At 70.5% G+C, this 20,164-nt stretch carries 20 protein-coding genes; 9 read left to right on the top strand and 11 right to left on the bottom strand.

Translation table 11 applies throughout. From position 1 onward, the window contains the following. Nucleotides 1–2: 2 nt before the first annotated feature. Genes OG588_RS45100 through OG588_RS45090 form a run of 3 tightly spaced genes read left to right on the top strand, consistent with a single transcriptional unit; the run spans nucleotide 3 to nucleotide 2,828 of the window. Nucleotides 3–845, top strand: coding sequence for a carbohydrate ABC transporter permease (locus OG588_RS45100; RefSeq protein ID WP_405953377.1), 843 nt, complete (start codon nucleotides 3–5; stop codon nucleotides 843–845). Continuing rightward, entirely contained in the window at nucleotides 842–1,942 is a 1,101-nt protein-coding gene (locus tag OG588_RS45095) for a hypothetical protein (RefSeq protein ID WP_405952334.1), read from the top strand. The genes OG588_RS45100 and OG588_RS45095 overlap by 4 nt, the downstream gene beginning before the upstream one ends. Before the next feature lie 25 nt (nucleotides 1,943–1,967). Beyond that, on the top strand, nucleotides 1,968–2,828 hold the full coding sequence (locus OG588_RS45090; protein WP_405952333.1) for a DUF3592 domain-containing protein: 861 nt from the start codon (nucleotides 1,968–1,970) through the stop codon (nucleotides 2,826–2,828). A 71-nt stretch (nucleotides 2,829–2,899) separates the two neighbouring features. Here OG588_RS45090 and OG588_RS45085 read toward each other — a convergent pair whose 3' ends face one another. The 9 genes from OG588_RS45085 to OG588_RS45045 all read right to left on the bottom strand — a co-directional run bounded on the left by OG588_RS45085 (nucleotide 2,900) and on the right by OG588_RS45045 (nucleotide 12,992). Continuing rightward, a complete protein-coding gene (locus OG588_RS45085; RefSeq protein WP_405952332.1) occupies nucleotides 2,900–3,802 on the bottom strand; it encodes a carbohydrate ABC transporter permease in 903 nt (300 codons plus the stop codon). Continuing rightward, nucleotides 3,799–4,728, bottom strand: a complete 930-nt coding sequence (locus OG588_RS45080) for a carbohydrate ABC transporter permease (protein ID WP_019057664.1) — start codon at nucleotides 4,726–4,728, stop codon at nucleotides 3,799–3,801. The genes OG588_RS45085 and OG588_RS45080 overlap by 4 nt, the downstream gene beginning before the upstream one ends. A gap of 65 nt (nucleotides 4,729–4,793) precedes the next feature. After that, nucleotides 4,794–6,101 (bottom strand): ABC transporter substrate-binding protein, encoded by a 1,308-nt coding sequence (locus OG588_RS45075; protein WP_405952331.1) that lies wholly within the window; start codon nucleotides 6,099–6,101, stop codon nucleotides 4,794–4,796. A 324-nt stretch (nucleotides 6,102–6,425) separates the two neighbouring features. Beyond that, on the bottom strand, nucleotides 6,426–6,854 hold the full coding sequence (locus OG588_RS45070; RefSeq protein ID WP_405952330.1) for a hypothetical protein: 429 nt from the start codon (nucleotides 6,852–6,854) through the stop codon (nucleotides 6,426–6,428). Nucleotides 6,855–7,277: 423 nt separating this feature from the next. Beyond that, the gene (locus OG588_RS45065; RefSeq protein WP_405952329.1) at nucleotides 7,278–7,967 is read right to left on the bottom strand and encodes a ThuA domain-containing protein; all 690 of its coding nucleotides are present in this window, start codon (nucleotides 7,965–7,967) and stop codon (nucleotides 7,278–7,280) included. After that, the gene (locus OG588_RS45060; RefSeq protein ID WP_405952328.1) at nucleotides 7,940–9,376 is read right to left on the bottom strand and encodes an aldehyde dehydrogenase family protein; all 1,437 of its coding nucleotides are present in this window, start codon (nucleotides 9,374–9,376) and stop codon (nucleotides 7,940–7,942) included. Before OG588_RS45060 ends, OG588_RS45065 begins: the two co-directional genes overlap by 28 nt. A 143-nt stretch (nucleotides 9,377–9,519) precedes the next feature. Further along, nucleotides 9,520–10,809, bottom strand: coding sequence for an ROK family protein (locus OG588_RS45055; RefSeq protein WP_405952327.1), 1,290 nt, complete (start codon nucleotides 10,807–10,809; stop codon nucleotides 9,520–9,522). A gap of 334 nt (nucleotides 10,810–11,143) precedes the next feature. Beyond that, a complete protein-coding gene (locus OG588_RS45050) occupies nucleotides 11,144–11,482 on the bottom strand; it encodes a thioredoxin family protein (protein WP_405952326.1) in 339 nt (112 codons plus the stop codon). A 370-nt stretch (nucleotides 11,483–11,852) separates the two neighbouring features. Then, nucleotides 11,853–12,992: a PucR family transcriptional regulator gene (locus tag OG588_RS45045; protein ID WP_405952325.1), complete on the bottom strand. Its 1,140-nt coding sequence runs from the start codon at nucleotides 12,990–12,992 to the stop codon at nucleotides 11,853–11,855. 86 nt (nucleotides 12,993–13,078) lie between these two features. On the opposite strand from OG588_RS45045, the gene OG588_RS45040 reads away from it, so the two are divergent. Both OG588_RS45040 and OG588_RS45035 read left to right on the top strand, forming a co-directional pair. Then, the gene (locus OG588_RS45040; protein ID WP_405952324.1) at nucleotides 13,079–14,134 is read left to right on the top strand and encodes a ferredoxin reductase; all 1,056 of its coding nucleotides are present in this window, start codon (nucleotides 13,079–13,081) and stop codon (nucleotides 14,132–14,134) included. Between the two features lie 7 nt (nucleotides 14,135–14,141). Continuing rightward, nucleotides 14,142–15,260: a fatty acid desaturase family protein gene (locus tag OG588_RS45035; RefSeq protein ID WP_405952323.1), complete on the top strand. Its 1,119-nt coding sequence runs from the start codon at nucleotides 14,142–14,144 to the stop codon at nucleotides 15,258–15,260. 130 nt (nucleotides 15,261–15,390) lie between these two features. On the opposite strand, the gene OG588_RS45030 is transcribed toward OG588_RS45035, so the two are convergent. After that, a complete protein-coding gene (locus tag OG588_RS45030) occupies nucleotides 15,391–16,356 on the bottom strand; it encodes a pirin family protein (RefSeq protein ID WP_405952322.1) in 966 nt (321 codons plus the stop codon). A gap of 172 nt (nucleotides 16,357–16,528) precedes the next feature. Here OG588_RS45030 and OG588_RS45025 point away from each other — a divergent pair, with 172 nt between their 5' ends. Genes OG588_RS45025 through OG588_RS45015 form a run of 3 tightly spaced genes read left to right on the top strand, consistent with a single transcriptional unit; the run spans nucleotide 16,529 to nucleotide 17,854 of the window. Further along, complete coding sequence (locus OG588_RS45025; RefSeq protein ID WP_405952321.1) at nucleotides 16,529–17,017, top strand: MarR family winged helix-turn-helix transcriptional regulator; 489 nt, start codon at nucleotides 16,529–16,531, stop codon at nucleotides 17,015–17,017. Further along, nucleotides 17,014–17,457, top strand: a complete 444-nt coding sequence (locus tag OG588_RS45020) for a MarR family winged helix-turn-helix transcriptional regulator (protein WP_366099245.1) — start codon at nucleotides 17,014–17,016, stop codon at nucleotides 17,455–17,457. Before OG588_RS45025 ends, OG588_RS45020 begins: the two co-directional genes overlap by 4 nt. A 49-nt stretch (nucleotides 17,458–17,506) precedes the next feature. Next, nucleotides 17,507–17,854, top strand: coding sequence for a tetratricopeptide repeat protein (locus OG588_RS45015; protein ID WP_366099244.1), 348 nt, complete (start codon nucleotides 17,507–17,509; stop codon nucleotides 17,852–17,854). A gap of 86 nt (nucleotides 17,855–17,940) precedes the next feature. Here the strand turns inward: OG588_RS45015 and OG588_RS45010 are convergent, their stop codons facing one another. Next, nucleotides 17,941–19,332, bottom strand: coding sequence for a PepSY-associated TM helix domain-containing protein (locus tag OG588_RS45010; RefSeq protein ID WP_405952320.1), 1,392 nt, complete (start codon nucleotides 19,330–19,332; stop codon nucleotides 17,941–17,943). Between the two features lie 175 nt (nucleotides 19,333–19,507). Here OG588_RS45010 and OG588_RS45005 point away from each other — a divergent pair, with 175 nt between their 5' ends. Then, nucleotides 19,508–20,152, top strand: coding sequence for a peptide deformylase (locus tag OG588_RS45005; RefSeq protein WP_398847694.1), 645 nt, complete (start codon nucleotides 19,508–19,510; stop codon nucleotides 20,150–20,152). The last annotated feature ends 12 nt before the right edge of the window (nucleotides 20,153–20,164 follow it).

Below are 20,164 nucleotides of genomic sequence, written 5' to 3'. Positions count from 1 at the left end.
CGATGGGCGGAATGCGGACCGGCAGACTCCGGCCGGCGCTGCTGCTGATCGCGCTCGGCGTGCTGGCGATCCCCTTCGTGGTGCCGACGGTCTGGATGGTCGCCGCGTCGGTCAAACCGCTGGCGGAGATCTTCGAGGCCCCGCCGTCGCTGTGGACCGACTCGCCGACGCTGTCCGCGTACCGCGAGGCGTTCACCTTCCAGCCCTTCGCCCGGCAGTACTTCAACAGTGTCTACATCGCCGTACTGGTCACCCTGATCACGCTGCTGGTGTCCAGCCTGGCCGGGTACGCCTTCGCCCGGATCCGGTTCCCCGGCGCGAACGCGCTGTTCCTGGTGGTGCTGACCGGGATGCTGGTACCGAGCGAGGTGACGATCGTGCCGCTGTTCCAGCTGTTCAAATCGGCCGGTCTGATCAACACGCACTGGCCGCTGATCCTGGTGACCGCCCTGGCCGGACCGTGCGCGCTGGCCACGTTCATCATGCGGCAGTTCTTCATCGCCCTCCCCGTCGAACTGGAGGAGGCCGGCCGCCTCGACGGCCTCGGCCGCCCCGCGATCTGGTGGCGGATCTGCCTCCCGCTGGCCCGACCGGCCCTCTCCGCGGTGGCGATCCTGACGTTCCTCGCCTCCTGGAACCTCTACCTGGAACCCACCGTGTACCTCACGTCACCGGACCTGTTCACCCTGCCCCAGGCCCTGACCCGCTTCGCCGACTCCTACGGCGGCCCGATGTGGAACACCCAGCTCGCCGCCGCCACGATGACCGTCCTGCCGATGCTGATCGTCTTCGTCCTGGCCCAGCGCCACTTCATCGAAGGACTCTCCCACTCCGGCCTCAAATGAACAGCGGGACACCGACGGCCTACCGCCCGGAAACCCGGACCGCCACCGGCCTCTCCCTGGGATTCCTGACGGGCGCCGTGATCGGGGCATCACTGACCGCCTTCATCGGTGGCTGCGTGGCCGAGAGAACACCGCTGATCGTCACGGGCCTGGCCCTGCCCGCCGCCTACGGCCTTCTCCTCTCCCTCGCCACGCTGCCGCACCGTGCCCGGGAGGCGGCCGTCGTACCGCGCACGGCGCTCGCGGCGATCGAGAGTCGGGAGGCCTTCACGGGCGAGGCCAGCGATGTGCCGGTGTGCTTCGAACTGTCCGTCGCGCCGGACGACACACCCGCGTTCCGTGTCGAGGTACGGCAGGACGTCAACCTCGTCGAGCTTCCCGACTACCGGCCGCGCGGCATCGTGGTGGTCGAGTACCCGCCGGACCGGCCGTGGAAGACGCGGATCGTGAAGCGGCCCACCCCGGAGTGGGAGGATCGGGCGGCCCTGGCCCAGGTCGACTCGGTGCCCGGTCCGGCCATGAAGGATGAGACCCCAGGGGGCTGTCTCAGCGGGCTCCTCACTCTCCTCGGGCTACTGCTCGGCGCGGCGGCCGTGCTCCTGCTGTTCCGCGCCGACCTGTTCGACTCCCACGACGCCGAGGCCGACGCCCCCAGGCCGTCCATCTCCTCCTCGCCGTCCTCCTCCTCTTCATCGATCACCGTGACGTCGGCGACGGGTACGGTCGCCCTCGGTCCCGGCCAGTCGATGCTCGACAAGGGTGAACTGCGCGAGGCCGTCGAGGAGTTGACGCAGGGCGCGGACAGGCGCCGGGCGCTCACCGTCGTCGTACAGAACCGCCTGCTGACGGTCGTCTTCTCCCCGACCGGCGTGCGGACCGCCGGGTTCGACCCACGATCCCTGCCCTACGATCGCGTCCCCGAACTGGTCGAGGAGGCCGGCACCACCCTCGGCGTCGGATCCCCACGCAGCTGGCAACTCACGGCCGACGGAGTCTCCGGCTCGCTCAGGCTCACGATCGTGGTCACCGGCGGCGGGGGCACGGGCACGCTTCAGACGGACGGCCACGGCAACGTGCTGCGCCGTAGCGGCAGTTGACCGGACGGAACAGGAGGAGGGGCGCATGGGGTGGGACCGGTTTCTGGTGCTGTGGTGCGCGGGGTGGAGCGTGGTGGCGCTGACCGGGTACGGCATGTCGCTGGCCGGGGTGACCAAGGCGCAGCGGACGGTCCGGCTCACCGGACGGATCGAGCGGGTACGCCCGCCCCGGCACGGCGGGTCCCGGACGGGCGGCATATCGGTGGTCGCCACCCACCGCGACCCGGCCTCGGGTCAACAGGTCACCGTGACGAACGACGGCGAACGGGGCGAGATGATCACCGTGGCCTGGGAGGGCCGCGAGGTCGGACTCAGCCACCCGCCGGGCAGACCGCACGCCTACCGGTTCTCCGACACCCCGCAGGAGCCCGGCCGCGGCCTGGGCCGGCCGAGTCTCGCCCTCTTCCTGGTCTACGTCGGCCTGGTGGTGCTCGCCGCGTTGGACTGGGGCTGGCCGTGCGCACTGATCGGGTTCGGCGGACCGTGGGCGCTGGTGGGGGCCGTTCATCTGCCCGGGGCGGTGCGCGACAAGAACCGCCGCGTCGAGCGACTGGCCGCGATGGACACCGTGCCGGGACGTGTCGTCGCGGTCCTGAAGGACGTCGGCGTCGACGAGGACGGCGACACCTGGACCACCATCACTCCGGTCGTGTCGTTCACCACCCGCGAGGGCACGGCCGTCACGGCCCACTGCACGTCGAACCTCCCTGACCCCGCCGGCGCGTACGGCCGCGACGTCACGGTCCACTACACGCCCGCCGACCCGGCCGATTTCACACTGGACCGCACAGCCGAACACCGCTCACGGGAACGGGACGTGACGTTCCACGTCCTGATGTGCGTCGTACTCGTGGCTACGGCGGTGACGGGAGCGGCACTGCTGTGAGGCCCGGGAGAGGTGCTGGTGACCGTGCCGTCCGGGAGCGCGGGTCGTCGTCACGACACCGGTACCTCGGCCTACTTGAGGCCACCGGTCACCAGGTCGATGCGCCAGTACCGCTGCAGGGACAGGAAGAGCGCGATGACAGGGATGACGGACAGCAGGGTGCCGGTGATCACCAGTGAGTACAGGGAGGCCTGGTTGGCGCCGTGGCGCAGCAGGCTGTACAGGCCGACCGTCAGCGGGAACTTGTCGTCGCTCGTCACCATGACGAAGGGCAGCAGGAAGTTGTTCCAGATGACGATGAACTGGAGCAGGAAGACGGTGATCAGTCCGGGTGCCATCAGCCGCAGCCCGATCGCCGAGAACATCCGCCACTCGCTCGCGCCGTCCATCCGCCCGGCGTCGAGCAGCGAGTCGGGGACGGAGGCGGCCGCGTAGATCCGGCACAGGTAGATGCCGTAGGGGTTGAACAGCTGGGGCAGGATCACCGCCGCGTAGCTGTCGGTGATGCCGACCCGGGCCAGCAGCAGGTACTGCGGCACGGCCAGCACGACCTGTGGCAAGAGGACGCCCGCCAGGATGGTGTTGAAGAGCAGACTCCGGCCCCGGAAGCGGTACTTGGCGATGGCGTAGCCGGTCGCGGCGGAGACGGCGGTGGCCACGAAACCGCCGACTCCCGCGTACAGGAAGCTGTTGAGCATCCAGTGCCAGAAGACGCCCGAGTCGTACGAGGAGAGGTCGGCGATGTTGTCCACCAGCCCCGAGCCGAACGACGGCAGATAGGTCGCGGTGGAGAACAACTCGCTGCGCGATTTCGTGGACGCGATCAGGATCCACAGCGTCGGCACCAGGCAGTAGACGGCTCCGAGCAGCAGCACCACGGTGGGCAGCAGGGCGATCCGGCCGCGGCGGGGGCGTCCGGTCCGGGCGACGGTCACCGGGGATGCCATGGGACGGGCGGGCGTGTCGATGGTCATCGTCCCTCCTTGCCGGCGGCTCCGGCGGCGCCCCACCAGGTCTGCGCGAGGCGTCCCACGACCACCGAGACGGCGAGGATGCCGGCCGCGAAGACGACGGAGGTGGCAGCCGCGAGGTGGATGTCGGAGTCGACGAAAGCGTCGGTGTAGATCTTCATCAGGGGAACCCAGGTCAGGGAGATGGCGTTCGACAGCGGCTGCAGCGTGTTGGGCTCGTTGAACAGTTGCAGAGCGGCGAGCACGGTGAACAGGGTGCACATGGCGATGGCGGGACGGATCAGGGCCACCTTCACCCGCAGCGCTATCTGGAGTTCCGAGGCTCCGTCGATCCTGGCCGCCTCGTAGATCTCCGGCGGCAGCGCGCGCAGGGACGTGTACATCACCACCATGTTGAAGCCCACCGCGCCCCACACCGCGATGTTGGCGACCGAGACGTAGACCATCGAGCTGCCGAAGTAGTCGAGGTGCTGTCCGCCGATGGGGCTGGTCGCGGGCAGGTAGAGGAAGCCCCACAGGAGGGTGGCGATGACGCCGGGCACCGCGTACGGCAGGAAGATGGCCAGCCGGGCGAACCGGGTGAGCCGGGCTCGCGCCGTGTCCAGGAGGAGCGCGAACAGCAGGGCGAGGAGCACGGTCGCCGGTACGGTGATCGCGCCGACCAGGAGCATGCGGAGCAGGCTGTGCCACAGCTCGGTGTCGTGGATCACGGTGGAGTAGTTGTCCAGACCCGCGAAGACCGTCCTGCTGCCCGATCCCAGCAGGCCCCCGCCGACCTTGCGCTGCTGGAAGCTGAGGAACAGCGCGTAGCCCCCGGGGGCGACCACGAACAGCAGGAGGAGCAGGATCGCGGGCAGGACCAGCAGATAGGGCAGCCGGCTGTGGCCCGCCCGGCGGCCCCGCCGCGAAATGCTTGTCGCCATCGACATCGTCCTCATCGGATGAATGGCTGGTGCCAGTCACTGGTCTCGGTGATTGGTTGATGCCGGCCGGGCTAGTTCAGGGTGAACCCGAGCTTCTTCATGCCGGCCGTAGTGTTGCTCTGCATGGTGTCCAGCGCCCCGGTGAACGAGCTCCCGGACTGCAGCGCCGCGCCGAAACTGTCCCGGTACGCGGAGAAGGTCACTGTGACATTCGGGCCCCACATCGAGAAGCTGCGGGCGCCGGGTGCGACCTTCTTCACCTCGGCGTAGAAGTCCGGCTGGTTCGGGAAGAAGGCCGGCGGCTGGTCGAGGATCTGCAGGGCGCGCCCCGAGGTCGAGGCCGGGTAGATGTTGATGTTCTTGACCTGGGCCGTGACCGCCTTGTCGTCGGTGTTGAGCCAGCTCGCGAACTCCGCCGCCTCGGCGGGGTGCTTGGAGTCGGTGGTGACCGTGATGGCCGAGCCGCCCCAGATGCCGGTGGTGGTGTCGCCCGCCGTCCAGGCCGGGAGCGGCGCGGCGGTCCACTTCCCCTTGGTCGACGGGGCGATGCCGCCGATCTGCGCCGGGGCCCAGGCTCCGGAGATCCAGGTGAGGAGGGTGCCGTTGTTCATCTCCTTGTTCCACTGCGGGGAGAAGGAGGGGTTCTTCTTCACCAGCCCCTTGTCGACCAGGCCCTGCCAGTAGTCGGCGACCTTGTCACTGGCCGTGCCGTTGATGTCCACGTGCCAGGAGTCGCCCTGCGTGGTCCACCAGTCCGCTCCCGCCTGCTGGGCGAGGCCGGTGAACCAGCCCGGGTCGGCGGCGTCGAAGTTGGTCATCGAGGCGCTGGGAGCCTTGGCATGGAGCTGCGTGGCCACCTGCTCGTACTCCTGCCAGGTGGTGGGCACCTTCAGGCCGTACTTCTTGAACAGGTCGGCCCGGTAGAACATCATCAACGGGGCGAAGTCCTGCGGGATGCCGTAGACCTTGCCCTGGAAGCGGGTCTGGGCCAGCGTCGCCTCGTCGAAGTCCGTGACCGCCTTCTTCGTCTCGGCGGTGATGTCGCGGACCACGCCGTTCGCCACCAGGCCGGGCAGCGACTGGTACTCGACCTTCGCGATGTCGGGGGCGGTCTTCGCCTGGTGCGCGGTGATCATCTTGCTGACGAGCTGGTCACCGCCGGCCGGGTTGCTGAGGGCGACCTGGATGTTCGGGTGCGTCGAGTTCCACAGGGCGACGACCTTGTCCATGCCCGGGTCCCAGGCCCACATGGTCAGGCGGACCTTGCCGCCGGACGGCGCCGATCCGCTGTCGGAGCCCCCGCCGCCTCCCCCGCAGGCGGCGAGAACCAGTGTTGCGGCCAGGGTGGCGCCTGCGACTGCGGCGAATCTGGTCTTCATTGGCCAGTGCTCACTTTCGTGTCAGAAGAGGGCCTGCCGCGGTCGTCCCGCCTGTGAGGCCGTCGCCCGGTGGTCCCTCTGGGGACCTGAACCCATGGCCGACCGGCAGTCGACCTGCTCCGACTTTGACTTCGACTTAAGCTAAGTCGCGGCTGAGGTGGGGTCAATATGGCCGACGTACCGATTTACGACGTGTCGATTTCTTTATGAGAAGAAGTCCGCGTGGGGCGGCGGACGCAGGGGCCGGCTCGCACAGCAGGGTCGCCTGATCACCTGCACCGTACGCGCCGGGGCGCGTGGCCGGGAGCCCCCGCAGATCGCGGCTCAGGCCGATACGAACAGCGCGTCGCACTCCATCGGGTGGGCGACGAGCAGCCCGGCGGCCACCCGCAGGACCTCGTCCACGGCAGCGGATCCCAGCCGCGCGAGGTGCGGGATCAGCACCATGTTGGGGCCGGTGCGCGGCTCCACGGCCGGTGTGTCCCGGTCCGGGCGCGCGCACCTCGCCCGACGGGCGTACGGCGGGACCAAGTCGCCGACGGTGAACGGCTCCGCGAGACCGGCCGGCCGGCCGGGCGCCGTCGTTTTGTCGGCGGTGACGAACGGATCGCCGAGCAGCACCTCCAGGTCGAACGGCCGTGGCGGTTCCTGCACCCGGCGCCCGATCCTCGACGCGCCGACCACACCGACCGTACGGCGCTGGTCGCCGATGGCCGGGTGCGGCGGGCCGGGTCCGGATCGGCGCGGCGCCACTGGTCCTCGCGGGCCGCCGTAGGCACGCCCTCGGTGGCTGGCAGGATCATCGCCGCCGTGCGCTCCGCGACCGGGATCGCGACGGCTCAGGCCGCCGAACCGACCTGGATGCCCCACTCGAAGGCGGCACCGTCCAACTGCTCTTCGACCGGGCCCATTGCATGCACCAGGGCACGCGGTCACGGCGCCCGGGCCAGTACGTTGTCGGCGTCCCCCATGGACAACTCCAGCTGGTCAGTGGGATGCCGACCCCGGCGAGCGCGGCACGCGCGCGTGCCGCGGCGGAACTCCCTCAGCGGCGGCCCCGGCTCGCCCTCGCAACGCGCCTCCAGGCGGGCGCGGACGGAGCGAGGGAAGAACCGGTCGGGCAGGGGCCCACCACGGCGGGTCCCACGACCGGTCGCTCGTCCCCCGCCGGCTCGTTCACCGTGCCGCCCAGAGCAGTCCGCGCGTGGTGAGCGCTCTTACGGTGGGTTCGCGCAGGTCGTCCGGCCGGTGTCCCAGGGCGGAGAAGAAGATGCGCCCCCGCCCCCACTGTCTGGTCCATACGACGGGCATGTCGACCGGCCGCTCGCCCTGCCCGGCGGCGCCCGGAGCGACGGTGGTGGACGCCAGTACAGTGCTGAACGCGTCGGTCAGCATCCAGTACTGCTCGGTGACCACCGTCGTGTCGGGCAGCCCGGCGACGACCGGGTGCTCCCGGTGTTCCGGCTCGATCCGGACCCGGTACTCCAGGAACTCCGCCGGGTGGTGCAGGAACAGGCCGCCGACCATGCGCAGGTACGCGGGAGAGTCCTGGAACGTCGCTACGACGCCGCCGTGCCAGCCCGCGAAACCGGTGCCCGCCTCCACGGCCGAGACGAGCCCCGCGCACTGTTCCTCGGTCAGCCGGCCCTCGGTCCAGCACTGCACGACGAGATCGGTCCGCGCCATCAGGTCCGCGTCGGCGTAGGCCTCCAGGTCCTCCCGGACCGTGACCGCGAACCCGGCGTCGACCAGCGCGGGCAGGAACAGCTCGGTGCACTCCCGTGGGGAGTGGCCCTCCCAGCCACCGCGGACCACCAGCGCCGTACGCTCTGCGGCCATCAACGGGTCGCGGGGTCGGCGGTCCACGACGGCAGGGCGAGCGGTGTGCGTTGGAGACCGATCCACTGCCGTTTCGTGAAGCCCGCCATCTGGTCGTCCGCGCCGTGCCGCGCGTGGGCGTCGTTGACGTGCACCTCGCCGGCGTCGAGCCGCTCGGCCACCGACAGGCCCCGTATGAGGTCGGCGGAGAACACCGAGTTCATCAGCATGGGGAGCCCGTTGGTCACGGCCACCGCCTCCTCCTCGTCGTCCACCACGGTGACCGGGAGGACCGGGCCGAAGATCTCCTCGGTGAAGGCGGGCATGTCGGGCGTCACCTTGGCCAGCACGGTGGGCCGGTAGAACAGCCCCTCGGAGCCGTCGAACGTGCCGCCGGTGAGCACCTCCGCGCCCATCTCCACCGATGCCGTCACGAGGGCGTGCACCCGGTCGCGCTGGCGGGTGCTGATCAGGGGGCCCAGATCCGCCGTGCCGCTCATCGGGTCGCCGACGCGCAGAGCGGCGGCGCGGCGGGTGAGGGCGTCGAGATACTGGTCCGCCACCGCGCGGGTGACGATGTGGCGGCCGGCGCTGATGCAGGTCTGCCCCTGGAACTCCAGGGAGGCGACCATCGCGCACGAGGCCGCGAGGTCGATGTCGGCGTCGTCGAGAACCACGAAGGCGTTGCTGCCCCCGAGTTCGAGCCGGACCGGCCGCAGCGTGGCGGCCGCGGAGGCCGCGATGGCGAGGCCGACCTCACGGGAGCCGGTGAAGTCCAGCAGGTTCAGGCCGGTGTGCTCGGCGAGCGCGTGCCCCGCGTCGAGGCCGTCGCCGGTCACCACGTTGAACACCCCCGGCGGCAGTCCGGCGGCCCGGGCCGCCTCGGCGAGTACCTGGCCGCCGATGATCGGGGTCAGCTCGGCGGGCTTGAGCACGACGGTGTTACCGAAGGCCAGCGCCGGCGCCACCGCGCGCATGGCCAGGTTGACCGGGTAGTTCCAGGGTGTGATCACACCGATCACCCCGAGCGGTACCGCCCGGGACATCGAGAGCTTGCCCGCCTTGTACGGCGGGAGCAGGTCGCCGGCGTTCTCGCTCGCCTGGATCATGGAGATCTGCAGCTGACGGATGCCGGTGGACACCTCGTCCTCGGCCTTGGCCCGCACCCCGCCGGTCTCGCGCATGCTCTGCTCGACCAGCTCCGCGTGGTGTGCCTGGAAGAACTCGGCCATCCGCCGCAGGCCCGCCGCGCGCTCGGGAGCGCCGAGTGCCGCCCAGCCCGGCTGGGCGGCCCGGGCCGCGGCCACCGCCCGCCCGACATCCACGGCCCCGCCGAGGGCGTACGTACCGATCACGGCACCCGTGGCCTTCTCCACGACGTCGGCGGTACGCCCTGACGATGCCGGGCGAAACGTTCCGTCGATGTAGAGCTGTGCCACGGGGAACTGAGACGTCATGAAGACTCCACGGAGGTCAGGGAGACTTTGGCTTTGACTTAAACTAAGAGGCGAACGTCACGGACGTCAACAGTCCCACCGCACCACCGCACAGCAGTTTTACGGGCGGGTCTACGGGCGGACAGGTCTACGGGCGGGCGGGTCTAGGCCCAAGCCCCGGCGCCGGACCCCGACCCGGGCACGGTCCCGGAGACGGACCCCACCCCGGACCCGGATCCGATCTCCGGACGTCGACCGCCCGAGGACAGCAGGTGCCCCACCGGCAGGGTGGCCGCTCCCATCGCCACCGCCTCCTGACCCAGCCGCCCGACCTCGATCCGGGTGCGCCCACGCAGATACGACAGGGCGTGCCGCTCGGCCGTCTCACGCACGGTGGGCAGCACCACCCCGCCCATCACCGAGCCCGCCCATCCGGAGAGCACCACGAGGTCCGGGTGGAGCAGGTTGATCAGGTTGCCGATCCCGATGCCGATGTACTCCCCGATCTTCTCCAGGGTCTCCATGGCCACCGGGTCGGTGGCCGCCCGCGCCGTCAGTTCCGCGAGCCGGCCCTCGGTCCCGGAGGCGTGGAACGGCTGGCTGCCCAGGGTGGCCTGGTACCGGTGGAGGATGGCATCGGCTCCGACGTACGCCTCCAGGCAGCCCCGCGAACCGCAGCGACAGGGCAGCCCGCCGGCGTAGATCACCGTGTGCCCCCACTCGATCGTGGCCGGGGCCAGGCCCGTGGTGCCGCCCTCCGTGCCCGACCCGAGGGCCGCGCCCACCCCGACCCCGATGAGCGCGGTGACCACCCGGTCGGCGCCCTGGCCCACGCCACGCCACATCTCCGCCTGGCCCAGGGTCCGCGCGCAGTTGTCCAGCATGAGCGGTGCGGCGACCCCGGGGGCGAGCATCTCGCCGAGCGCGACACCGGACCAGCCGAGCGTCGGCGCGTGCACCAGCATGCGCCCGGGAATCCGCGGGTCGGGCTGGACCGCGCCGGGCACACCGACGCCGACGCCGAGCAGGTCCGCGGGGTCGACGCCCGCGGCGCGGGTCACGTCGGAGATGCCCTGGAGCACCAGTGCGGCCACTGATTCGGCGTCGAGCCGGGTACTGGCGATCGGGTAGACCTCGGAGGTGATCACCGACAGGGTCCAGTCGAACAGCCCGATCCGGACGTGCGTCTCACCGATGTCCACGCCGATCACGGAGCCGTAGTCCGGACGGATCTCCAGCACCGAGCGCGGCCTGCCTCCGTCTGAGTCCTCCGAACCGCCCTCCGCGATCAGGCCCTCGGCGAGGAGTTGGGAGACGACATTGCTCACCGTCGCGGAGCTGAGGCCGGAGACCCGGGTCAGCTTGTTCCGGCTGGTGGGTCCCTGCACATACAGAGCGGAGAGGAGGATGGACCGGTTGTGCCGCCGCAAGTCGCTCGTCGTTCGCTTCACCACGGATTTCACAGAACGAAGTCTGCCAGCCCACGGCTCCTCGGATCCCGCCACGTCCACCTGGCCGCCCCCGCCCATACGTCCAGCCCCCTCGCGGCCGTCCCGCCGTGCGCGCGATCCCCGCCCGGCGGGCGTATCGGACCGGGGTCACCGCGCCTGACGGCACGCGGCGAGCCATGGGCCAGACGCGTCGAGAGCAACATCGTTGCAGCTCAGCGCCGTTGGGTAGACATCCATGTGACCTGCTGGGGTGTCTCAGCCCCCAACGTGTCTCAGGCGGCACAGCTCCCATGGACGAGATGTGACGGGCGTCGCGGCCTCGTGCCGCAGCGGCCGCTCAGAGGTGGCCGTCCAGGAAGTCCCGCACCTCGGCGGTGGTCATCGGCCCCGTGCCGTGCGCCACCGCCTCTCCCTCCTTCAGCAGGACGTAGGACGGGGCTCCGGTGATCCCGTATCGCTCGGTTACGGCCGGACAACGGGTGATGTCGGCGCGGACGACCGTCAGGCGGCCCGTGTAGTCGTCGGCGATGCCACCCACGACGAGGTCCATCACCCGGCAGGGCTCGATCGCCTTGGGCCATGTCCCGGTGAAGTACGCGAGGACCGGGACTCCGCTCATCCCGAGGATGAAATTGAACTCCGCGTCCTCACGGGGTCGGTGAACCCGCTTCGCCATGCAAGCTCCTGACCTCACGTTCCGTCATTTCATCCCCATCATCCCTCGCGCGGTGTGCCGCGCCGGCCCGGTCGGTCGTCCCGTTGGCCTGTGGGAAGGGCGATGCGGGGCCGTCGTAGAACCACGCCCACGGTGGTCCTCGGTGCCAGCGGCCCGGCCCCCGTTCCTGGTGACCTGACCCGGCTGCCCCTCCGGGCTTCCCGAGGCCTTGTCCGGTCTGCACATCGCCCCCGGTATCAGCTATCAGCTAACGGCTATCAGCGGCTGATACCGCTCGCCCCGGGCCGCACGAGCCGGCTGACGGCATCGGGAACGAGGCATGATTCCCGGACCGCTCGCGGACGCGGTCGTGGACGGGTCGACGTACGCGTCAGCCGGCCCGAAGACCGACCGCCAGCGTCAGTTCAAGGACCCGCTGCGGCGATGCGAGATCCGGAAACAGCTCCCGCAGCTGCGACATCCGGTACCGGACCGTCTGCGGATGGACGAACAACGCCGCCGCCACCTCGTCCCGCCTGCCCTGGTGCAGCAGCCACTCCCGCAACGTCTCCTCCAGCCGCCGCGCGGTCGCGACAGGCAAGGTCCGCAACGGCGCGAGGGCGCGGGCACGCAGGTCCGCGAACGCGTCCACGTCGGCGCTCAGCACCAGCTCGGGCAGGTGGTCCTCGGTGTCGCGGATGTCAGGGGAGAGGGAGCGGGCGCGTACGGCTCGTGCGTACGAGGCGGACGCACGGGTCCATGGCCGGGCCGGGCCGGCCACGGCGGTGCGGTCGGTCAGCTGCCGCAGGAGATGTGACCGGTCGGCATCGGGGACGAGCAGCATACCGGCGGCGTCCGGCAGATCGTCGAGGACGAGGGTGCTCGGGTCGAGCGCGCGGTAGGCGGGCCGGGCCTGGGCGGCGGGCAACAGGACCGCGGTCAGCGAAACCGGAGGCTGCCACCCGGCCCGTTGAGCGGAGGCCAGCAGCACGTCCGGGCTCGCGCCGGCGAGGAGGTCGCGGGCCAGGTGTTCCAGATGGCGCTCGTGGTCCCTGCCCCGGGCGGTCAGTTCGTCGGCATGGCCCGCGGCGCTCGCGGCGGAGAGCTCGTCGATGTAGGCGAAGGTCAGCTCGGCGAACTTGGCGACCTCGGCGGCGGGCAGACCCGCGGGTACGGCACCCGCTGCCAGGCATCGCCAGGCCACGCGGGCACCGACGCGGTAGGCGCTGAGCAGGGCGTCCATCGAACGGCCGTCACGCACCTCGCCGCGGCCCAGCTCGTAGGCCGCGTCACCGGCGTCGCCGCCCGTGGCGTTCCCGCTCGCGAGGTCCAGGTAGTGCCCCAGGGCGGTGCGGACGGCTCGGCGCATGGTGGCACCCATGCGGCCCGAAAGGGCGTTGGCGTAGGGAGGGACCTCGTCGATGATCGCCTCGACGACCTCGTCCGCGGTGGTCTTCAGCGCGGCCCGAAGTGCCGTGACCGTCGTCTCATCCAGGGCCAGTTCGCTGGCCCTCCGAACTGCATGCCCCATGTTTTGTTCCCTGCGAACAATTCAGCCGACCAGATTTACGTCCTGCGGTCAGGACTTTACGCCTTGAGGCGCAGCAGGCTGGAGTCATGACGAGTACAGCCCTCCGCACCAGGGCGTGGAAACTGCTGGAGATGGTCACGACGCCGCTGCTGCCGTCGGACTACCTCGACCTGGTCAGCCCGCTGCGCGCGGGCGCTGACCTGCGTGGGCGCATCGAGGCCGTGCACCCCGAGACGGGTGACGCCGCGACCATCGTAATCAGACCGGGACGGGGCTGGCGCGGCCACACGGCCGGTCAGTACGTGCGGATCGGGGTCGACGTCGACGGAGTGCGCCTGTGGCGTGCCTACTCGGTCACCTCGCCGACGAACCGCCAGGACGGCCGCGTCACGATCACCGTGAAAGCGATCCCGGACGGCAAGGTCAGCAACCATCTGGTCCGCAGAACGAAACCGGGCACGCTGATCCAGCTCGACCAGGCGACCGGTGACTTCGTGCTGCCGCAGGCCAAGCCCGCCAAGGTGCTCTACCTGACGGCCGGCAGCGGCATCACGCCGGTGATGGGCATGCTGCGCGACACCGAGTTCGACGACGTCGTCATGGTCCACTGCGCGCCACAGCCGCAGGACGTGATCTTCCGCGACGAACTGCACGGCCTGGTCGCGGACAAGAAGCTGCGGCTCACCGAGGTGCACACCGACACGGACGGCCAGCTCGACATCGCCCGTCTCGACGAACTCGTGCCCGACTGGGCCGAGCGCGAGACCTGGGCCTGCGGGCCCGCGGGCCTGCTCGACGCCGCCGAGGAGCACTGGACCGAGCACGGCGTACAAGAGCTCCTGCACATCGAACGCTTCCGCCCCAGCATCGTCGTCACCGGCGACGGCGGTGAGGTCACGTTCAGCACCACCGGCAAGACCGTCGACGCGGACGGCGCCACGCCGTTGCTGGACGTCGGCGAGGAGGCCGGCGTGCTCATGCCCTCCGGGTGCCGCATGGGCATCTGCTTCGGCTGCGTCACGCCGCTCAAGGCGGGCGCCGTCCGCGACCTGCGCACCGGCGAGATCACCGAGGCCGAGCCGGGCGTCCTCATCCAGACCTGCGTGTCCGCCGCGGCGGGCCCCTGCGACATCGAACGGTAGGAGCACCTTGACCGCCACCGACCCCACCGCCCACCTGACCGCGGAGCAGATCGAGGAGCTCGGCCGCGAGCTGGACGCGATCCGCGACGAGGTGATCGCCGGCCGCGGCGAGAAGGACGCCGCCTACATCCGCAAGGTCATCTCGGCGCAGCGCAAGCTCGAACTGGCCAGCAGGGGCGTGCTGCTGTTCTCGCTCTTCCCGCCCGCGTGGCTGATCGGCACCGCCGGTCTGTCCGTGGCGAAGATCATGGACAACATGGAGATCGGCCACAACATCCTGCACGGCCAGTGGGACTGGATGCGGGACCCGAAGATCCACTCCACCACCTGGGAGTGGGACCACGTCTCGCCGTCCGAGCAGTGGAAGCACTCGCACAACGAGCTGCACCACACGTACACCAACGTGATCGGCAAGGACAACGACCTCGGCTACGGCATCATGCGCGTCGACGAGGACCAGCGGTGGCACCCGTTCCACCTCGGCCAGCCGCTGTGGAACTTCATCAACGCCTGCTTCTTCGAGTACGGCATCGCGGCCTACGACCTGGAACTCGGCAAGAACCTGAACAAGCGCCGCCGCAAGAACCCGGAGTTCCGCGCGCGGGCCAAGGCCGTGGGCCGCAAGATCCGCAAGCAGGTGCTCAAGGACTACGTGATCCACCCGCTGCTGTCGGGCCCGTCGTTCCTCCCCACGCTCGCCGCCACGTTCACCGCGAACCTGGTCCGCAACATCTGGACCCACTCGGTGATCATGTGCGGGCACTTCCCCGAGGGCGTGCAGGTCTTCGAGCGCCGGTCGATCAAGGGCGAGACCCGCGGCCAGTGGTACCTGCGCCAGATGATGGGCTCGGCGAACATCAGCGGCAGCAAGGCCATGCACTTCATGACCGGCAACCTGTCGCACCAGATCGAGCACCACCTGTTCCCGGACCTGCCGAGCAACCGGTACGCCGAGGTCGCGGTGAAAGTGCGCGCCCTGTTCGAGAAGTACGAGCTGGAGTACGTCACCGGCCCGCTGCCCAAGCAGGTGCTCTCCGCGTGGCACAAGGTCTTCCGGCTCTCGCTGCCGAACAAGAAGCCCAAGGTCAAGACGCCGGACCGCGAGCAGGAGCTCGTCGCGGCCTGATTCCCGGTACGGGTTCAGATCTCACGGCCGAACCCGGCGGCACCGCCGGGTTCGATGAGATCCGTTGCGGACGGTGGGCGGAAGTCCACGCCCGCCCTCGCCGGGCAACCCTGTGGCACGCGCCAGCAGGTCAGCGCACTCTCCCTCGCGGCTTCAACCCCACCGGTGGCAGCTCCGGCGCCGGCAGCGGATCGCCGTCGTATCCCTTGACCTCGCCGAAGCGGGTGCCGGTCATCCAGTCCGTGCGGGCCTGCTGGATCTCCTCCTGGGACCGTCCGATCCAATTCCAGAACATGATCAGCTCCTCGTCGAACGGCTCGCCCCCCAGCAGCATCAGCCCCGCGTCCGACGCGGCGCGCAGCGGGAGTTCGGTGCGGCCGCAGCCGAGGTAGAGCATCGAGCCCGGGAGGACCGGGACGCCGTCGACGTGGGCCTCGCCGGACATGGCGAGGACGGCGTACTCGAAGTCCGGTTCCAGCGGCAGGCGTACGTCCGCGCCGGCCGCGAGGGCCAGGTCCGCGCCGACGATCGGGGTGTACGTCGTGCCGGGCGAGGCCGCGCCGTCGACGTCGCCGAGGACGATCGTGGCGCGCAGGCCCGGCGCCGTGACGACCGGCAGTTCGGCATGGTGCTCGAAGTGCGGCTCGACGTGCCGGTCGCTGTCGGGGAGGGCGACCCAGAGCTGTGCGCCGTGCAGGAAGCGGGCGTGTGTCTTGGGACTCTGTTCGGCGTGGCTGATCGCGCGGCCTGAGGTCATGAGGCCGAGTTCGCGTGGGCGGATCGTCGCGACGCTGCCGGTCGAGTCGCGGTGCAGCACCTCGCCCTCGTGCAGCCAGCTCACCGTCTGCAGGCCCATGTGGGGGTGCGGGGGCACCTGCATGCCGGGCTCGTCGGCGATGTCGTCGGGGCCGTAGTGATCTACGAAGCACCAGGCGCCGACCATACGGCGGCCCAGGTTGGGCAGCAGGCGGCGGACTTCGGTGGACTCGCCGAGTTGGACCCGGCGCGGGCTGAGGAGTTCACGGACGGGCTCCGCCACCACGAAACCGCGGCCGCCGCACAGGGCCGGAACCGCTTCGCGATCAAGATTGCTCATGGCGACAACCTAGTCCCGCCGAGGCGGTTCCGTCAGTCCGTCACCCGCCGCCCCGCACCCCTCAGCCTCGCGCCGGTACCGCCTCTCCCCCGCCGTCCCCTTGCCGCCGTCCTGCCGGTCTCCCGTTCAAAAATAGTAGCCATGGACATAGTAGCCATGTACTGTATCGGCCATGAGCACGGCATCCACGGGCGCGACGCCCGGTTTCCTGGTCTGGCGACTGTCGATGAAGTGGCGCGTGGCGGTCGACCGCGCGGTGGCACCCCTGGGACTGACCCATGCGCAGTACTCCCTGGTGGCGTCGCTGCACGGCATGCAGCGTTCCGGGCTGCGCCCCAGCCAGCGGCACCTCGCCGACCACACCGGCCTCGAAGCCCTCTACGTCTCGAAGCTGGCCCGCGCCCTGGAAACCGCCGGCCTCGTCGAGCGCACCCGGGACCCCCGCGACCCGCGCGCCGTCCAACTGGCCCTCACGGACGAGGGTCGTGACGTGACCCGGCGGGCGATCAAGGTCGTCCACGGACTTCTGGAGCAGTTGCTGGAGCCGCTCGGCGGTCTCGACAGCGCACGGGCCCGGGAGTTCAGCCGAGACCTGGCGACCCTGCTCGACACACCCCTTGCACCTGTCCCTGCGAGTGAGCACGAGAAGGAGCAGACATGACCACCACCACATCCCCCGCGGACGCCCGCACGCTCGGCCTGGCCCACTACGCCGCCCGCGCCGTCCTGGAGAGCGTCCTCACCCGCCACGGCCTCGGCTTCCAGCAGCAGATCACCCTGCGGCCGGTCGCTCTCGCCGCCGGGCCCGTCGACCGCGGGCAGCTCGCCGCGGACACCGTCGCGGCCCTGAAGACCGACGAGGACTCCGTACAGGGCAGCATCGACGAACTGATCGTGGCCGGACTCGTCGCGCCGGACGCCTCCGACGTGCGGATCACGGACGCGGGCCGCGCCCTGTACGAACGGATCGTGAAGGAGACGAGCGCGGCGAGCGCCCGGATCTGGGGCGGCATCCCCGAGGAGGACCTGCTGGCCACCGGCCGCGTGCTGACCCTGGTCGCCGAGCGGGCGAACGCGGAGCTGGCCACCACCGGAAGGTAGTGGAATATTCAACCAACACCGGCCGTTGTGGCATGTCGAAGGAGGTCAAGTGGACATGACGTACTACGACCACGGAACACCGGCGGAGCGCTGGGAGCGCGCGCAGATGTTCTTCGACGCCAAGGACTACGCCGCGGCGGCGCGGGTGTTGGGCGGGCTGGTCGAGGAGGTGCCCGAGCAGACCGGACCGCGCCTGTTGCTGGCGCGCGCCTACTACCACTCGGCCCAACTGCGGCGCGCCGAGAGCGAGTTGCGTGTCCTCGTGGAGCGTGACCCGGTGGAGCACTACGCGCGGCTGATGCTGGGCCGCACGCTGGAGCGCCAGGGTCGGCACGAGGAGGCCGGTTCGCATCTGCGGATCGCCTCGGCGCTCGCGGGTGACTTCGAGCGGGTCTGAGACGCGGCACAGAGCACGACGCGGAGAACATGACACGGAGAAGGGGCCCGGTTCCGGCGCGGAACCGGGCCCCTTCGTGTGCGTCGCTACTTCGCGTACGTCCGACGGCCCTGGCGGTGGGCCATCTCCCCCAGCACGACGTCCATGGCGATGAACCCGGCCAGCGGAATCCCCAACAGCGGTACGAAATAACCGAGCACGGCGATCACCGCCAGGCACGGGACGAGGAGCAGCGGGGGTACCTGGGCCCACGCGCCGCGCGGTATCGGGCGGCCGAAGGAGGAACCCCGGCCGCGCTGCCACCACATGCGGTAGCCCCACACGATCAGCAGGATCAGGGAGAGGGCCAGCAGCATCAGGGCTATCTGGTTGACCAGACCGAAGAGGACACCGGTGTGCAGGTCGATGCCCCAGCGGGTCAGTTTGGCGAGCAACGGGTAGTCCGCGAACCGGAGTTCGTCGGTCACCTTGCCGGTGGCGGGGTCGACGGCGACGGCGTCCTGTTTCTCGGGCCAGCTGCGTTGGACCTGTTTGACGACGTACGCCGAGTTCGCGTCGGCGGGCGGCACGATCTCGACGGGGTTGCCGAGCCCTTCGGCGCGCGCGGCGGCGAGGATCTTGTCGAGTCCTACGCCGTGTTGGGCGTCGCCGGTCGCGGTGGCGCCGCCGTGGCCCGCATGCTCACCGCTCGCCGCGGCCGACACCGAGGGGGTGGACTGGCCGAGGGAGGTGCGGAGTTCGTCGATGTTGGCGCCGGCGTAGGTCGACCAGGTCAGTCCCGTCGCCGAGAGGAAGATGAAGCCCACGGCGGTCCAGACACCCACCGTGCCGTGCAGGCCGAGGGTGCGGCGCCGGCCGCTCGTGCCGCGCACCTTGCGCAGGGCGCGGCGCCGGGAGAACCACAGCACCAGGCCACCGCCCGAGATGACCCACAGCCAGCTCGCCGCGAACTCGCTGTACAGGCGGCCGGTTTCGCCGAGTTGGAGATCGCGGTGGAGCTCGTCGATCCAGGTGCGCAGCGGGAGCGCGCCGGTCGAGCCGTACTGTTCGAGCGCGCCGCGAACCTTCCCGGTGTACGGGTCGACGAACACCGCGAGGGTGTGGTCCGCGGCTATGCCCCTGACGCCGGAGAGCATGACGCGGGTGGTGGCACCGGCCTCCGGGGAGGGGCGGACCGCCGAGACCGTGCCCTCGGGGTGTGCCTTGCGGGCGGCGGTCACCTGCTGCGATATCGGCAGTTCACGGTCGCCGACGGAGACGGTCAACTCATGGGCGTACACGATCCGTTCGGCCTGGAAGGCACCGGCGTACAGGAAGCCGGTGGTCGCGGCGACGAGCAGGAACGGGGCGACGAACACTCCGGCGTAGAAGTGCAGACGCAGGACCAGGGGGCGGAGCGGGGCCCAGCGGCTGGGGGACGGTGCCGGGGCGGGCTCTTGCGGGGCCTCGGCCGTGGTGGTCGAGGGAGCGGTGGACATGGGCGGGCTTCTCCGGGGGCGAGGAGGAGGGGGACGAGGGCGTGGAATCGGGTGGGTCATGGTGTGTCGTTGCCGTAGTGGTCCAGTAGTCGGGGCGTGAAGGCCACGAGTTCCCGCGGATGTATATGGCGTGGGTCACATCGGGTGTCGCCGGAGGCCATGGCATCCTGGCGCGATGGTTCTTCCCAGTGATCACGCACCCCTGGCCGAGCGGGTCGAGGAACTCCTCGCCGCCGGCGGCCCGTTGCCCATCGTCGCGGCCGGCGACCCGGTGCTCAGGCGCGAAACCGAGCCGTTCGACGGCCAGTTGGAACCCGCGCTGCTGGCCCGGTTCGTCGAGGCGCTGCGCGAGACCATGCACGCGGCGCCTGGGGTGGGTGTCGCGGCCCCGCAGGTCGGGGTGGGGCTGCGGATCGCGGTGATCGAGGATCCGGCGCCGGTGCCGGACGAGGTACGGGTGGTGCGCGGGCGGGTGCCGCAGCCGTTCCGGGTACTGGTCAATCCGTCGTACGAGCCCGTCGGCGACGCTCGGGCCGCGTTCTTCGAGGGGTGCCTGAGCGTGCCGGGCTGGCAGGCCGTGGTCGCACGGCACACCTCGGTGCGGCTGACCGGGCAGGACGAGCACGGGCGGGCGGTGGACGAGGTGTTCACCGGGTGGCCCGCGCGGATCGTTCAGCACGAGACGGACCACCTCGACGGGCTGCTGTATCTCGACCGCGCGGAACTGCGCTCCCTGTCCTCGAACGAGGCGATGGCGGAGCGCTGGGCGCAGCCGACACCGGACCAGGCGTCGGCTGCGCTCGGCTTCGAGCTGCCGTAGGGAATCGGCGGT

The sequence above is a fragment of the Streptomyces prunicolor genome (genome assembly GCF_045162825.1).
Taxonomy (GTDB): Bacteria; Actinomycetota; Actinomycetes; order Streptomycetales; family Streptomycetaceae; genus Streptomyces; species Streptomyces prunicolor.
Note: the sequence above shows the minus strand (reverse complement) of the source record. Positions and strands in the feature narration are given on the sequence as shown.